The organism is [Flexibacter] sp. ATCC 35208 (assembly GCF_001975825.1).
GTDB lineage: Bacteria > Bacteroidota > Bacteroidia > Chitinophagales > Chitinophagaceae > Chitinophaga.
In genome coordinates, this window is record NZ_MTKN01000029.1 from 64,732 (window position 1) to 79,834 (window position 15,103).

The following is a 15,103-nucleotide window of genomic DNA, read 5'->3' on the forward strand; positions in this document are numbered from 1 at the left end:
AAGCGTTTTCTTTTTTTAGCAATTTTTTGTGTTTTTCCGCTCCCATGGCTCACCTTCTTGTGAAAATATTAACAGTTATCAGAGATAAAGTTAATATTAGGGTAACACTCCCTTAACATAGACCACCTATTTTTGAACATATTGCGAACTAAGAGAATACCTATAGCGAACGAACTAATTCTTCTTATCCGCACCTGAGTGATGGCTTGCCATACACGCCACTTTTTAAATTATTTTCCACAAATTATCATCGAATACATTTGTAATTCGTTGGTACATAGTGCTACATGCGCTCGTTAACATTAATTTAATATTGTGTTAACACACGCGTAATGTTACGGAGATACGTTTGCGTCAAATTTAACAGACGTGAATAAGATTTACTCTTCACTAATTTTTATCTTTAGCATCCTTGTACTAGCTGCTACTAACGTAGAGGCGCAGATTACTACGTCACAACTTACCGGTAAGGTAGTAAGCGCAAAAGGCGAACCTTTGCCTGGAGTAACAGTGCTTGCTGTAAACACTTCTACCGGTACTAAATATGGTGGACAAACCAACGCCGAAGGCCGTTACCTGATCAACAACCTGAATCCTGGTGGTCCTTATACCATCACCGTTACCTTCATCGGATTTAAGAAGGAAGAAAGAACTGATATCAACTTATCACTGGGTAGTGTAACCTTCAACTTCCTGTTGCAGGATGAATCTACTGCACTGAGCGAAGTAGTTGTAAAAGGCAACAACACTGGTAAACCAGGCGGTTTCCGTGTAGGTCAGAACGCTTTGAAAACATTGCCTTCTCTGAACCGTAGTTTCCAGGACTTCACGCGCGGTACTCCTCAAAGTAATAACAACTCCTTCCTGGGTTCCAACTTCCGTTATAACAACGTAACCCTGGATGGTGCTATCAATAACGACGCTATCGGCTTTAGCCCTTCTCTGGGTGGTCAGACTAACAGCTCCGGACAGCCAGGTAGCTCTACCCGTACGAACCCGGTTTCTCTGGATGCCGTTCAGGACATTCAGGTATACCTGGCTCCTTACGACGTAAAGATTGGTAACTTCCTCGGTGGTAGTATCAATGCCGTAACTCGTAGCGGTACTAACGAAGTACATGCTTCCATTTACGCTTTCGGTCGTAATGCAGCAATGATTGGTAAAAACAACGCAGGTGATGGTTCTAAAGAGCCTTCCAGCTTCCACGAATACCAGACAGGTGTACGTGTTGGTTTCCCAATCATCAAAGACAAATTGTTCTTCTTTACCAACGAAGAGATCACCCGTCGTCAGGATCCTGTGATCCTTGCTGCTGGTTCTTCCGACATGACCTTGCTGACTGCTGATCAGGCTAAACAGATCTCTGATCACATGAGTGCACTGGATGTGGATAAAACTGGTAAATACAACGCAGGTACTTACGGTAACTATAATATCTATTCCAACTCTACTAAGTTCTTTAACCGTTTAGACTGGAATATCAACGACAAACACCAGCTGTCTATCCGTAACAATACCATCTTCTCTGAAGCGACTAACCTGGAGCGTGACCAACAGAACTTCCGTTTCAGCGGTATTGATTACAAACAAACCAACAACCAGACATCAACAGTTGCTGAATTGAAAAGCCATTTCAACAACACGGTGTCAAACAGTTTGATCCTGGGTTATAGCAGTGTTCATGATTACCGTGATCCACTGTCTGATCCTTCACTGCCTCAGATCCAGATCGCGAGCAATGGTGGTACTATCTTCTTAGGTACTGACCGTGAAGCGGCTATCTTCAACATGAAACAAAAGACCTTTGAATTCACCGATAACGTGAACATCTTCAAAGGCAGACATAACATCAATATCGGTACACACAACGAGTTTTACAACATTACTTATGGTTTCGTAAACTCCTGGAATGGCCGTGTTGACTACAGCAGCATTGCTTCTTTCCTGGCTGATCAGCCAAGTCGTGTACGTGGTAACTTCAACTACACTGATAACTCACGTGATTATATCATGTCTCACCCACCAGCAGCGTTCAAGATCAACCTGTACTCTATCTATGCACAGGATGAGATCCAGATCACTGACCGTTTCAAACTGACTCCTGGTGTGCGTTTAGATTATACCAGCCTGCCTAACAAGCAACCGCTGAGCGTGAAAACAACTGGTGCTCCTGTAGATGCAAATTACGGTACTACTTATACGTATACCAAACCAAGCGATATCAAGAACAAGTACCTGAATAACGTACAGATCTCTCCACGCTTAGGTTTCAACTTCGACATCAATGGCGATCAGAGTCTGATCCTGCGTGGTGGTACTGGTATCTTCACCGGTCGTATTCCTTTCGCATGGTTAGGTTACGCTTACTACAACAATGGTGTAACTTATGGCGCGTACGATAAGAAATTCGGTTATACAAGCGCCAGCGATGCTCCTGCTACTGGTTCTAATCCTGTAAAGGTGAACAGCCAGGGTGCTGCACAGTTTGTGACTGCACAGGGTGTAGATGTACATGATGCAACTGGTGCTACACAGGTGGATATGATCGACAACAACTTTAAGATGCCATCTATGTGGAGAAGCAGCTTAGCGTTGGATTATTCTACACAGAACCAATGGCGTTTCACTGTAGAAGGTATTTATACAAAGACTATCAACGATCTGAAATTCCAGCAGGTAAACCTGGTTGATAATCCTTATTATCTGCCTTATGATACTAAACACCAGCAGCCAATCTATACTGGTGCTAAGATCAACTCAAAATATACGAACGCTTATCTGTTATCAAATACTAAGAAGGGTTACCGTTACAGCATTACAGGTCAGGCAAACAAGACATGGAAGTTTGGTCTGAATGCAAGTGTAGCGTATACTTATGGTCAGTCTAAAGATATCACCAATGGTATCCGTAACTCAATGGAGTCTAACTGGCAGCTGAATCAGGCACTGAGTCCTAACAATCCTGGTCTGGCTTATTCTAACTTTGATATCCGTCATCGTATCGTTGCGACAACTACTTACAAAGTTGACTGGACTAAGGAGAATCGTTGGGTAGCAACCTTTGCAGTGTTCTTTAATACATCTTCTGGTGTTCCTTTCTCTTACGGATTTGTGAACAGTACAATTCAGGGTACTCCACAGCAGGTAAGTCTGGTGTATATTCCAAAGGATCAGGCAGAGGCTCGTACTTTCTTCACTGCTGCTAATCAGGATATGGCAGATGCATTCTTTGCTTATGTAGATGGTAATAAGTATCTGAAGACACGTAAGGGTGAGTTTACAGAACGTAATGGTGGTCGTACACCCTGGAATACTTCTGCTGACTTCCGTTTCACACAGGATTTCAATTTCAAGAGTGGTAAGACGCTGCATACAATCACGCTTACTTATGATATCGTGAATGTGACGAATTTGATTAATAAGAATTGGGGTATACAGTACTTCTCTCCGAATACATTCAACTCAACAGCGAGTGTAGGTTTGAAGACTGCGACTGCTGGTTCAGCGACTACAAATCCTGTTTATACATGGACTAATCCAGGAACTCCTTATTCAAAGGATTTCTTTTCGAGCAGACATCAGATGCAGTTAGGTTTGAGGTATAGTTTCTAATTAGATAAAGTATGTAAAAGTCGAAGGGCGTATCTTATGATACGCCCTTTTTTTGTGGAAATCGGCTGATAAAAACAGCCTGTATATATTATGAAAAACACAAAAAAACCGTCCCGGTTTTTAGTTACCCTGGACGGTCTCACCAAATTGGTCGAGTTCGGCTTAAAACTAATGGCTTTATGGAAATTATTTTTCTGAAGCCACCTGCCGGGTGTTCGTAGCACCTGGCTTTTTAGTCTTCACAAATATAAACCATTTTCCTTATTCCGGTATCCTCTCCTCCACCATCATTCCCCCCTCCACATCAAAATAACTACACCTCATCTCCCCTATACTCACCACCCACTTCTCTACCCCACTCTCCGCACACATCCTACAAAACCCCATGTAATCACTCTTCCCCTCCTGATGCTCCTTCAAACCATTCTTAAAACCAGAAATATTACTCACTTTTTCCACTTCCAAAAAATCATACTTTTCCTCAGAAATAACCGTCCCCCCATTCTCACTATAATAACTCGTATGCCCATCTGACACATACGTCTCATACCTCACCACTCCCAGCACTTTCAAATCCCTGATATACTGAGGAAAATCAGCTCCCGATTTCACCTTTGCATGTGCATTTTTAATCTCTTGTAATGTAAACATTGCTATAGTAATTTATACAAAGATCCATGACACCTTTGACCTGAACCAAAGATCCCCTGTTCTGAAACCTAATCTTGTAGAAGAAAAAACTGTATACTGCTCAGCCTGCGTATTCTCTGCGATCACATTGTATTTAATATAAGGAGCAAGGGCGGCTGTTGGAGAAACCTTGTCAAATCTCATATATGTCGCTACAACTAATTGTTAATACGTTGGTAATCCTCTGGTAACACTGTCATAATATTAACTACCGACCTTCAGTTTAATAATCTGAACGTAAGCGTAGATTTTCATAAGCTGTTTAACTGACCGTCCCGGGAATTATCCCGGGATGTTTCTTTTAAAAAACCCTGACAAACCGCTTACTGGTATAGCCCTTATTCACCGCCTTTAACCAGTCATCCACACGGATCGTAGAATCACTCGTCTTCTCCACCTCCAGATATTGAGACAAAGAATCCGTACTGATAATGAGCTTTACCTTGCTCCCATCAGCAATCACTTTATAGGTGCCTGTAGTACGCCATGATTTAGTCGAATAGGAGACCTGTCCGTTTGCATCAAAAGAATACGTTGCAGAATCCGCAGCAGCAACCGCCTGCCAGGTTGTATCAGGCTGTTTCATACTGGCGGCCAGTTCCCAGGAACCGGTCACATCGATAGAAGGCGTTGCCTCCGTATCATTTTTTTCACAGCTGCAGAAGAACGTGAGTAGCAGCAGCCACGTAAATATAGATCTCATGCGCACGTATTTGTATGATCAATTAGAACGCGAAATACTATAAGAAGTTACATCGGGTTGGAGACGAAAAAAGGCGGCTGGTCGATTTGGAAATGTTAAAGCCTGATTGACAATCAGTATGTTATGCTCAAAAATGCTTATGTGCTTCAAGGGAGTTACTCCCATGATCTTCAAAAGGGGCTTTATGACATCTCTCTCCGCCGGAAATAATTCCCAACGTCGGTAAGTATACTAAATTCTATATGGATCCTTACAGACCCAGTTTAGCTGCATATTTCTCCGGATTCTTATCGAATACCCTTTTACAGGTTAAAGAGCAAAAATGCACTGTATCATTCTTATAAACGCTAAATTCATGGTACGTAGTATCATAAGGCATGCCACACACCGGATCACCCACTTTTCCTGCGATCGGCTGCAAAGCTGTCGTATCCTCTGCTGGCTGAGTGACAGTGCTCATTGCGGAGTCTGCCTTTGCGGCAGCTTTCTCAGAAGATGGTTGATTGCAGGCAAAAAATACACCTGCTGCTATCGTTGCGAATACTATAGAGATCTTTTTCATCAGGTGTTAGTTTTCTTTGGTGATACGCAACACTAATACGCGAAAGTAAAGTTTGATGATCATGGCCAGCACCAGGCTACCCATGATAGCGGTTGTTATAATCAACCCCTTGGCGGTCAATGCCAGATCAGCAAAAGCCGGGAGGTAAGGTACAGCGAGTACGACCAATGCTAAGATGAAGATGTTGCGTAATTCCGTGCGGTATTGTCTGAAGATGCCTGTCATATGGATCTAATTTACATCTGGTGAAAGGATACCCAAAATTACAAAAAAAAGCTTTTGCCACCGGCAAAAGCTTTTTTGAAATAGAGAAGTTATTAAATTACCAGATTACTACTCTCGCAGTATCTGCCAGTTTCATTTTACCACCAGTACATCCCCACGCATCATTGAATTCTTTCAGATGAGGCAGCGGGCCATCTATGCGGCTGCTAGCCGGTGAGTGTGGATCTGTCTGCACCTGGTTGCGCAGCGCAGCTTCTGTACTGTTGCCATGCCATACCTGTGCCCAACCCAGGAAGAAACGCTGTTGCCAGGTATATCCATCAATCTTTGCAGGTTCCGGTTTACCTTTCAGGGATTTTTCCAGTGCATGGTAAGCCAGTGTCAGACCACCCAAATCTGCGATGTTCTCACCGATTGTCAGTGCTCCATTGATATGGAAGCCAGGCAATACCTCGATACCGTTGAAATAACGGATATAACGGTTAGCCAGTGTCATGAAGTTCTTACGATCTTCAGGCGTCCACCAGTTAGTCAGGTTACCTTCTGCATCGAACTGTGAACCCTGGTCATCAAAGCCATGGGTAAACTCATGCCCGATTACCGCAATGATGCCACCATAGTTGATCGCATCGTCTGCATCTGCATTGAAGAATGGAGGTTGCAGAATACCAGCCGGGAATACGACTTCGTTGTTCAGTGGGTTGTAGTACGCGTTCACGGTCTGTGGTGTCATTTCCCACTCTGACTTATCCACAGGTTTGCCGATCTTTTCGATCTCTTCCTTGTGTTTGTAGTTGGTAGCTGCCACAACATTTTCGATCAGTGTACCTGGTTTCACATCAATGCTGGAATAATCTTTCCACTTATCAGGATAACCGATTTTGTAAGTGAAGGATTTCAGCTTTTTGTGCGCCATTTCTTTGGTAGCAGCACTCATCCATTTCAGGCTGTCCACTCTTTCTCCATATACGGCACGAACGTTTTCGATCATTTCAGATACCTTCTGCTTGGAGCTTTCAGGGAAATACTGTTTTACAAACAGTTTACCCAGTGGGTAGCCCATAGTACCGTCAGTAGCACGGATAGCGCGTTCCAGACGAGGTTTCTGTGCTTTGGTTCCACGCATTACGGTTGCAAAGAAATGGAAGTTTTCCTGGTCGATGGCCTTAGGCAGGTAACCTGCAAAGCGGGACAGGGTCTGCCAGCGTGCATATGTTTTCAGGGTTTCCAGCGGAGTTGCTTTTACCAGTTTAGCTGAATTGGTGACATATGCCTTGTTTTCCAGGATGATGGTATCGACTTTCACCTGTTGTACTTCGGCATAACCATCCCAGCTAAATTCCGGAGCCAGTTTTTTCAGCTCAGAAAAAGCCACCTTATTATAAGTAGCCACCGGGTCACGCAGCTGTACGTTGGTGAGTTGCAGTTTAGCCAGTTTGGTTTCGAAGTCCAGGATCGTCTGACCTGGGTTTGCATCTTTGAAACCTGCCTGAGAGAATTGTTTATCTATATGCTTTACGAATTCATCGCGAACCGCTTTGGTAGCGCTATCTGTTCTTTCATAATAGCTTCTTTCGCCGAGGCTGAGACCGCCCTGGTTCTCGTATACAGCATTCATCTTACTGTTACGTGAGTCAGCGCCGATATAGAAAGTGGCGACTGTGCTGATACCCAGGGTCTGGAGTTCACCAGATACTTTTGCCCAGTCTTCCAGTGACTGGATAGCGTTAATCTTATCCAGGTAAGGCTGTAACGGGGTCATACCCAGTTTTTCGATGGTAGCAGTATCATAGAAGGAGCGGTAGAAATCGGAGATCTGTTGCTCTTCAGTACCTTTTTTCAGGTCTTTTTTAGCGGCCAGGTCCAGGATAATGCCTTTCAATCTTATTTCTTTGTTCTGTTTATCAAGAACATTGAATGCGCCCCAACGGCTTTCTGTAGAAGGAACCGGGTTATTTTTCTTCCAGTTGCCGTTTACAAAGTTGTCGAAATCATCGCAGGGATTCACAGTACTGTCAATGGAACTTACGTCAAACGCGGGAATTTTTAGGGTGTCCTGGTTTGTCCCCGCCTGTTCTGATGTGGTGTTGTTGTTGCAGGCCGTCCATGAGATGGCAGCCAACAACGATAGTTGTAAAGCGTAAATGCTCTTCATAAAATAAACAGGTTTAGTATTTAAAGATAGCTAAATCACGGATTGTGTGAGATACGGATTTTACAGACGGCTGTTTTTATCTTGCTATAAGGGAAGATTTAGGTAGGTTTGTACCTCGAAAAACCGGAGATCAATGACTTTAAAGTTTAAATTATTCAGAGGACTCACTGCTGTTAATATCATGTTCTCGACCTTCTTTCTGATGGGACTTGTGATCACACTGTTCACCACTGGTAGCCTGATGATCCTTTCTGCCGGCATCTTTTTAGGAGCTATTTTAATTCATGCTATATTATCACTCCATCTGCAAAAAGCGCTGTTAGATCGTAATATGGTATTGAAAGAAAGTACGCCGGGTGGTATCCGGATCATTGGTGGCATCAGCATCTTTGTAGGTGGATATATTGCATTGGCAGGCTTATCCCTGTTTCTGCTGCTCAAAACTGGTAACCTGGGCCCGTTGGAAGATGTGATCAAACAACTCCCCACAAGTGAGCAGGGAAAGATGAGAGCCATGCTGAGCCCTATGTCTGTATTTTTTATCCTGATTGGAGTAATAATTGTTACAAATGTATTGCTCTCTTATAACTTCCTGAAGCAGTGGAAGAACAGGCAGGATGAGGAGCCTTTATTTTAACCCGTTAAGATCTTTTATATGGAACCATTAGCAGAGCGGTTACGGCCTCAGACACTGGATGAGCTGGTGGGACAGCAACACCTGACCGGAAAAGACAGCATCTTACGCAAGGCCATACAACAAGGTAAAATTCCCTCCATGATCCTGTGGGGGCCTCCCGGCGTAGGTAAAACGACCATTGCCAATATTATTGCGCATACCATGGAAGTACCCTTTTATACCCTCAGCGCCATTGCTGCTGGTGTAAAGGAAGTGCGCGAAGTGATCGAAATTGCCCGAAAACAAGGATATGCCGTGTTGTTCATAGATGAAATTCATCGCTTCAATAAAAGTCAGCAGGATGCCTTGCTGGGCGCTGTGGAAAAAGGGATCATCACCCTGATCGGTGCAACTACCGAGAATCCCAGTTTTGAAGTAAATGCGGCGTTGCTGAGCAGGAGCCAGGTATATGTGTTGAAACCATTGACTGAGGAAGAATTGTTACAACTCCTGCACCAGGCCATGGAAAAGGATGAGTGGTTAGGCAGCAGACAAATAGAGCTGAAAGAAACACGGGCGATGTTCAACATCTCTGGTGGCGACGCCCGTAAATTGCTGAACTTATTTGAGCTGGTGGTGAACACCCTGCAACATGAATCTCCTATCGTGATCACTGATCAGAAGGTGATGGATATTGCACAACAACGGGTAGCTATCTACGATAAGTCAGGCGAGCAACACTACGATATTATCTCTGCTTTCATTAAATCAATCAGAGGCAGTGATCCGAACGCAGCCGTCTATTATTTGGCAAGGATGATAGAAGGTGGAGAAGATGTGAAGTTCATAGCGAGGAGATTGTTGATATCTGCTGCTGAAGATATTGGAAATGCGAACCCCAATGCATTGCTATTAGCCACCAGTTGTTTTCAGGCAGTGACGATGATCGGGTATCCCGAAGCAAGAATTATATTATCGCAGTGTACCACTTACCTGGCATCTTCTGCGAAGAGCAATGCAGCCTACATGGCGATCAACAACGCCTTGTCTGTAGTGAATAAAACAGGTGATCTGCCGGTGCCGATGAATATCAGAAATGCGCCGACAAAGATGATGAAAGAAATGGGGTATAACAAAGGCTATGAATACTCTCATGATTATGAAGGCAATTTTTCTCCACAGGAGTATCTGCCAGAGCAGATCAAAGGAATGAAGCTATATGATCCGGGGAAGAATGCAAGGGAAGATGAAATGAGGAAGCACCTGAGAGGGTTGTGGAAAGAAAAATATGGATATTAAAAAAGGCGTCCCGGATTCGGGACGCCTTTTTTATAAAAGTGCTATTGTTTTATGTATTTGTAGTAATCTATCGTCCCATTATAGTCGTTATCTGACTCTTTGTAAGACAAAATCATATACTTATCTGTCAGTTCAGCTAAATGATAGCTATCATAACTAATATCTACATTTGAAGAACCGTCATAGATCACCGTAAACTTTTTGGTGGCCGGATCGTATGAAAAACCTCCCTCTTCAGAATCGGCACTATAATTCAAATTATAGACATAATTACTACAGGTTGAGGTATTCATATCCAGGTATCCATAATTATTTGAATAGCTATAGGTAAATGAGTAGTTATCGAAACTGTAAGAAGAGTGGTAAATATTTTTATAATAAGGAATAGTTAAAGTCGATCCAAAAGATAGTTGATCATTATTACAATCAAAGTTCTGGTTATAATTATATAATGTATCCACCTGGTAATCTGTATACTCCCAGCTGCCATTATAATAATAATTATGACCATAGTAGTTCCATGTACCAGTCAGTGAATCGGTCCATTTATCGCTACCTTCAGGCAATACCAGTACTGTTGCAGTAATTGCATCACTTACACGACCCAGGGTATCATACGCTGCATACTTTACATAGAAAGTATCACCATTGATGGTAGCAGGTAATTTGAATACGATGGTAGAATCGATATAACCATCACCAATACCACGGGCATTTGGTGTTTTAGTAGCAGCAGCTCTCGCTTGTTTTGCCGCTTTTCTCAGACCGTATGCCTGTGTATAATCAATTTTGAAATAAGAAGCAGCACCTGCTATCTGTACATAGTAACCTGCTACATTGCCAGATACGTTTGGCGGATAGATGATCAGGTAACGGCTTTTGATCACTGTATACGTTTTATTGTACAGGGAATCCAGTACCGGTGCACTTGCATCAGCTGACGCTGCAGGAAATGTACCTGTTACACTGCTGCCATAAGCTACTTTCAGACCGGCAGTCAGGGTATCTGCATTGACGATGCCACTGGCATAGGTTGTTACTATTGTAGTATCGTGTACAGTATTTGTAATAGTGGTGGTGGTGCCTTCCTTTGTGCAGGCATAGAATGCTACAACACTGGCTAACACACCTGATAATATAATTTTCTTCATAAGTTTAATCTAAATTCAGTTTGGAAAGTGTGTAGTTATTTATTGAATTCGTACATGTACAGGTACTGGTAGTCAGAAGTCTCATTATCATCATATGTCAATACCAGTTTGCTGGCAGTCAATTCAGATACATAATAATAATAGTAGTTGAAATCGATGTTTGAACTGTTGCCACTTTCACTGTTATTGTAGATGAACATCAGGCGATGTTTGGAAGCATCATAAGAAATAGCACCTGTCTCGATACCATTATAATTATTTGCATAAGTATATGCATAGCTGCTACAAGTCGAATTATCAAGGTCCAGGTTTCTGTAACTACCGCTATAAGAGGAGGAATAGGTATACTGACTATTGAACGTGAACGCCCAATGATAAGTCCATGCATAGCTAGTCAGGTAAATATCAGTGGCCTCTTCGGATGCTGTCAGGGTATTATTGTTGCAGGTATAGTACTGCTGGGTATAAGGATACAGCGTATCAACTATCCATTCATTGTCATAGGAACTGGTACCATAATATTTATATCTTGCATAATTCCAGGTGCCAGCCAGTGAATCGTTGAATGTAGTACTACCCTGGGGTAATACGATCACTGTAGCTGTGACAGGTTTACTCACACGGTTCAAGGTATCATACGCTGCATACTTCACATAGAAAGTATCGCCTTTGATGGAGATTGGTAATTTGATTACAATTGAAGAGTCGATATAACCCTCGCCGCTACCACGGACAAATGCAGGCAATTGAGAGGCCTTTTTCGCACCACTTGCTGCCAGCTTTGCACGCATCGCTGCTCTTGCAGCTTTACGTTGTGTATTCGCAGTGGAGTAATTTACTTTGAAATATGAACTGGCTCCTTTGATCTGCACATAATAACCTGCTACATAGCCGGAAAGATTTGGCGGATAGATGGTCAGATATTGTCCTTCTATTACACTGTAAGTTCTTTCGTACATGGTATCCAGTACGGGGGCATCGGCAGATGTTGATGGGGATGGTAATACGGAATCAGCGACTTTGGTGGAATAACCCACACTGATTGCAGCTGTCAGTGTATTAGCGTCAACCTGACCGCTCCACCAAACAGTCTTATTGATAGTGTCATTCACTGTGTTGGTAACAGTGATGGTTTTATCCTCCTTTTTACAGGCATAGAAAACCAGGGCACCAAGTATGGCACCAATTAAGTAAATTTTCTTCATAGATAAGGGAATAAATATTTCAAGTAAAAATAATGTAAGGAAAATCTTTATCTAGTTTCTTCTGATATCTGGTAGGTAGGTAAAAAAATAACCACCTGAAAGCCAGGTGGTTAAAAATATTATCAGTTCTTAATTAATGTATAGCTGGTCTGCTTTGCTTCAGATATTTTTAATAGTATGTGCCGTCAGTAGTTGCTTCTTCATAAGAAAATACTGACACCATCGGGCTGGTATCCCTTAATTCATTGATGCAATAGGTTTCATAATGAGGTATTTGTATTACCCTCACTTTGCCGTATCCGGTTTAAAGTCAGGAAAAGTGGTCGTACCGTTTAGATTGACAGTTTTTTTACAGGCAAAGACTTATAGCACATGGACTACAATCATGTAGTTTAATTTCATTTTTAGATGAACAATGCACTTTACTTGTCCTTTTCTTTCGCTAAAATTTCAAATGGTACATGCACCTCAGCTCCGGTTTCATCTACCAATGTGAGCATATGCTTACCGGGTGCCGGGTGCAAAGCCATCTGGTGAAACTCTTCTGTAGTACCGATAAAGTTATTGTCCAGGTGCCAGAAGATCTTTGCTTTTGTATCCCGGTGGGTGGCCGTAAATACTGCTTCTCCGGCTGTGCCATCTATTTCTATAGGTACATATATACGTGCATTGGGTCGGGGATATATCACTTCCATCGTTGGCTTATCAGCTGATAAGGTCGCGATACAATCAGGTCTATATGGAGGTAATGCAGCATAGTTATGTCTGGTACGGTAATAGAACTCCATGGCTGGTGGTAATACAAACCAGGGTACATGTTGCATCATGGATGGCGATTCACAATTCGCTGTCACGCGGTATTGACCTGTATGATCTAAATGTATTAACTGGTGATAAGGGCATACGCCAGAACGCAATCCATTCACAGGTACCCATAGTGAATCCTTGTCTGGACAGAGATCGCTGGCCCTGTAGCCACTTTGTTTACACACTTCTACTTTTCTTAATTTGCTATAAGGCGTGGTAAACCAGCCACTGGTATGTAGTAATCGGAATACATCAAACATTACAGGGGCTGCTGTCGCTACGCCCAATAACCCCGGTCTCCCTTCTCCATCTGCATTACCGATCCATACACCTACTACATATTGAGGCGTGACACCTATGGCCCATCCATCTCTGAACCCAAAGCTGGTACCTGTTTTCCATGCTACTCTTTGTGAAGAGGAAAACTGTTGCCAGAGCATTTCCTCACCCGGTCTCATTACGTCTTCCATTGCCTGGAAGGTGTACCAGATCGCTCCTGCATCCAGCACACCATAGTCTGTAGGTGCATGTTCTGAAGGTCTTTTTAATCCATGTATATAGTTGGGTGCATGAATGTCATCTGCATCATACTTACCATTGTATTGATCTAAATGTAACAAGGTACGCGCCATGCTTGCATACATGCCAGACATCTCCCACAGATTGGTTTCTCCACCACCTAAGATCAGTGATAAACCATAGTGGTCTGCGGGTTGTCGCAATGTGGTAATGCCCATTTTCTTTAGCAATGCATGAAAACGTTCATAGCGATATTGCTGTAGCATACGCACCGCCGGAATATTCAGTGACCTTGCCAATGCCCTGCTGGCAGGCACTGCACCATCATATCCTAAGTCAAAGTTCTGTGGTGTATACCCTGCGATCTGTGTAGGAATATCCGGTACTAAACTATGTGGTAGTATCATGCCATCCGTCATCATCGCTGCATACAACACTGGTTTCAATGTACTACCCGGACTGCGCGGACTCTGTATGATATCCACATGGCTTTCCATTTCTGCATCTTCATGATGATAGATATTACCTACATAAGCGAGTGCATTGCCCGTTTCTACATCCAATACAATTGCTGCAGCGTTGTTGATGCCATTGGCTTTGTAAATATTGTGATAGCGCTCTACAATGTTCGCAACATTTCTTTGCAGATCACCTTCCAGCGTGGTTTTGATACGGGTGCTACCTGTGCTGCCTGTGCGGTAATCTTTGCGGAACCTATCTAACAAGTGTGGTGCATCCTGCGGCAATGCCTGTGGCTGATCTGGTAAAGGTTCTAATTTAGAGAGCGCACAGGTGATGCTATCAATCGTTTTATTCTTCCACAGCCTGTTTAAAAGCTGGTTTCTTTTCGTGAGTAAGATCTGCCTGTTACGACCAGGATGTACTAATGCCGGACTATTGGGCAATACTGCCAATGCCGCTGTTTCACCCCATGATAATTGTTCTGCACCACGGCCATAGTAGCGCCAGGAAGCTGCTTCCAGTCCTACTACGTTTCCTCCGAAAGGTGCATTGCCAGCATATAATTGTAAGATGCTTTTTTTAGAATATGAGAATTCAAGACGTGTAGCGAGTACCGCTTCAATCAACTTTTGAAATACAGTACGGGGTTTATTGCGCGAGAGGCGGATCACCTGCATGGAGAGGGTACTACCTCCACTGATGACAGTGCGGTGTTGTATGTTTTGTTTAAAAGCACGGGCAAGGGCTATGATATCCACACCCCAGTGGTAATTAAAACGTTTGTCTTCGTAAGCGATAATGCACCGTGCAAATTTTTCAGGTACAGGTTTATCAACAGGGAAACGCCATTGACCATCTGTGGCAATAGTGGCGCTGAGCAGCCTGCCGTTGTTGTCTTCTATAACAAAGGAAGTAGGGGCCGTAAATAAACGGGAGGGGAGACAAAAAATATATGTTATTAACAAGATGGAAGCAACAATCAACCACCATTTTCTTTTACGCAACCACATAGAATTCTTTTTAAGCCGGCCGCCACCCTCGTGGCAAAAAAATGAGCGTGCATCAAAAATAAATAAACCTCCTCAGAAGTGCTGAAA

General features: G+C 43.1%; 12 protein-coding genes. 3 read left to right on the top strand and 9 right to left on the bottom strand.

Going from position 1 to position 15,103, the window contains the following annotated elements; all coding sequences use genetic code 11:
- The first annotated feature begins 369 nt into the window (after positions 1 to 369).
- A complete protein-coding gene (locus tag BW716_RS18870; RefSeq protein ID WP_083724823.1) occupies positions 370 to 3,612 on the top strand; it encodes a TonB-dependent receptor in 3,243 nt (1,080 codons plus the stop codon).
- Positions 3,613 to 3,873: 261 nt separating this feature from the next.
- Here the strand turns inward: BW716_RS18870 and BW716_RS18875 are convergent, their stop codons facing one another.
- The 6 genes from BW716_RS18875 to BW716_RS18895 all read right to left on the bottom strand — a co-directional run bounded on the left by BW716_RS18875 (position 3,874) and on the right by BW716_RS18895 (position 7,947).
- Positions 3,874 to 4,263 (bottom strand): DUF1398 domain-containing protein, encoded by a 390-nt coding sequence (locus tag BW716_RS18875; protein ID WP_083724825.1) that lies wholly within the window; start codon positions 4,261 to 4,263, stop codon positions 3,874 to 3,876.
- Positions 4,264 to 4,275: 12 nt separating this feature from the next.
- On the bottom strand, positions 4,276 to 4,446 hold the full coding sequence (locus BW716_RS36800; protein WP_179091179.1) for a hypothetical protein: 171 nt from the start codon (positions 4,444 to 4,446) through the stop codon (positions 4,276 to 4,278).
- A gap of 157 nt (positions 4,447 to 4,603) precedes the next feature.
- Positions 4,604 to 5,005 carry a hypothetical protein gene (locus BW716_RS18880; RefSeq protein ID WP_083724827.1) on the bottom strand — a complete coding sequence of 134 codons (402 nt, stop codon included), beginning with the start codon at positions 5,003 to 5,005 and terminating at the stop codon, positions 4,604 to 4,606.
- 250 nt (positions 5,006 to 5,255) lie between these two features.
- Positions 5,256 to 5,567: a YHS domain-containing protein gene (locus BW716_RS18885; RefSeq protein WP_220388789.1), complete on the bottom strand. Its 312-nt coding sequence runs from the start codon at positions 5,565 to 5,567 to the stop codon at positions 5,256 to 5,258.
- Between the two features lie 6 nt (positions 5,568 to 5,573).
- A complete protein-coding gene (locus BW716_RS18890) occupies positions 5,574 to 5,792 on the bottom strand; it encodes a hypothetical protein (protein WP_083724829.1) in 219 nt (72 codons plus the stop codon).
- 97 nt (positions 5,793 to 5,889) lie between these two features.
- Entirely contained in the window at positions 5,890 to 7,947 is a 2,058-nt protein-coding gene (locus BW716_RS18895) for a M13 family metallopeptidase (protein ID WP_083724831.1), read from the bottom strand.
- A 133-nt stretch (positions 7,948 to 8,080) separates the two neighbouring features.
- On the opposite strand from BW716_RS18895, the gene BW716_RS18900 reads away from it, so the two are divergent.
- Together BW716_RS18900 and BW716_RS18905 are read left to right on the top strand one after the other, a co-directional pair.
- A complete protein-coding gene (locus BW716_RS18900; RefSeq protein WP_083724833.1) occupies positions 8,081 to 8,584 on the top strand; it encodes a hypothetical protein in 504 nt (167 codons plus the stop codon).
- 18 nt (positions 8,585 to 8,602) lie between these two features.
- On the top strand, positions 8,603 to 9,862 hold the full coding sequence (locus BW716_RS18905; RefSeq protein WP_083724834.1) for a replication-associated recombination protein A: 1,260 nt from the start codon (positions 8,603 to 8,605) through the stop codon (positions 9,860 to 9,862).
- A 41-nt stretch (positions 9,863 to 9,903) separates the two neighbouring features.
- On the opposite strand, the gene BW716_RS18910 is transcribed toward BW716_RS18905, so the two are convergent.
- The 3 genes from BW716_RS18910 to pbpC form a co-directional block, all read right to left on the bottom strand.
- A complete protein-coding gene (locus tag BW716_RS18910) occupies positions 9,904 to 11,013 on the bottom strand; it encodes a hypothetical protein (protein WP_083724836.1) in 1,110 nt (369 codons plus the stop codon).
- A gap of 35 nt (positions 11,014 to 11,048) precedes the next feature.
- Positions 11,049 to 12,218, bottom strand: coding sequence for a hypothetical protein (locus BW716_RS18915; RefSeq protein ID WP_083724838.1), 1,170 nt, complete (start codon positions 12,216 to 12,218; stop codon positions 11,049 to 11,051).
- A 422-nt stretch (positions 12,219 to 12,640) separates the two neighbouring features.
- Positions 12,641 to 15,016: a penicillin-binding protein 1C gene (gene pbpC, locus BW716_RS18920; RefSeq protein ID WP_083724840.1), complete on the bottom strand. Its 2,376-nt coding sequence runs from the start codon at positions 15,014 to 15,016 to the stop codon at positions 12,641 to 12,643.
- Positions 15,017 to 15,103: the final 87 nt, after the last annotated feature.

What these genes read in the sequence shown, in the direction of transcription:
- BW716_RS18875 (WP_083724825.1), bottom strand. Translation starts at nt 4,263, where the DNA reads ATGTTTACATTACAAGAGATTAAAAATGCACATGCAAAGGTGAAATCG.
- BW716_RS36800 (WP_179091179.1), bottom strand. Translation starts at nt 4,446, where the DNA reads ATGAGATTTGACAAGGTTTCTCCAACAGCCGCCCTTGCTCCTTATATT.
- BW716_RS18880 (WP_083724827.1), bottom strand. Translation starts at nt 5,005, where the DNA reads ATGAGATCTATATTTACGTGGCTGCTGCTACTCACGTTCTTCTGCAGC.
- BW716_RS18885 (WP_220388789.1), bottom strand. Translation starts at nt 5,567, where the DNA reads ATGAAAAAGATCTCTATAGTATTCGCAACGATAGCAGCAGGTGTATTT.
- BW716_RS18890 (WP_083724829.1), bottom strand. Translation starts at nt 5,792, where the DNA reads ATGACAGGCATCTTCAGACAATACCGCACGGAATTACGCAACATCTTC.
- BW716_RS18895 (WP_083724831.1), bottom strand. Translation starts at nt 7,947, where the DNA reads ATGAAGAGCATTTACGCTTTACAACTATCGTTGTTGGCTGCCATCTCA.
- BW716_RS18900 (WP_083724833.1), top strand. Translation starts at nt 8,081, where the DNA reads ATGACTTTAAAGTTTAAATTATTCAGAGGACTCACTGCTGTTAATATC.
- BW716_RS18905 (WP_083724834.1), top strand. Translation starts at nt 8,603, where the DNA reads ATGGAACCATTAGCAGAGCGGTTACGGCCTCAGACACTGGATGAGCTG.
- BW716_RS18910 (WP_083724836.1), bottom strand. Translation starts at nt 11,013, where the DNA reads ATGAAGAAAATTATATTATCAGGTGTGTTAGCCAGTGTTGTAGCATTC.
- BW716_RS18915 (WP_083724838.1), bottom strand. Translation starts at nt 12,218, where the DNA reads ATGAAGAAAATTTACTTAATTGGTGCCATACTTGGTGCCCTGGTTTTC.
- pbpC (WP_083724840.1), bottom strand. Translation starts at nt 15,016, where the DNA reads ATGTGGTTGCGTAAAAGAAAATGGTGGTTGATTGTTGCTTCCATCTTG.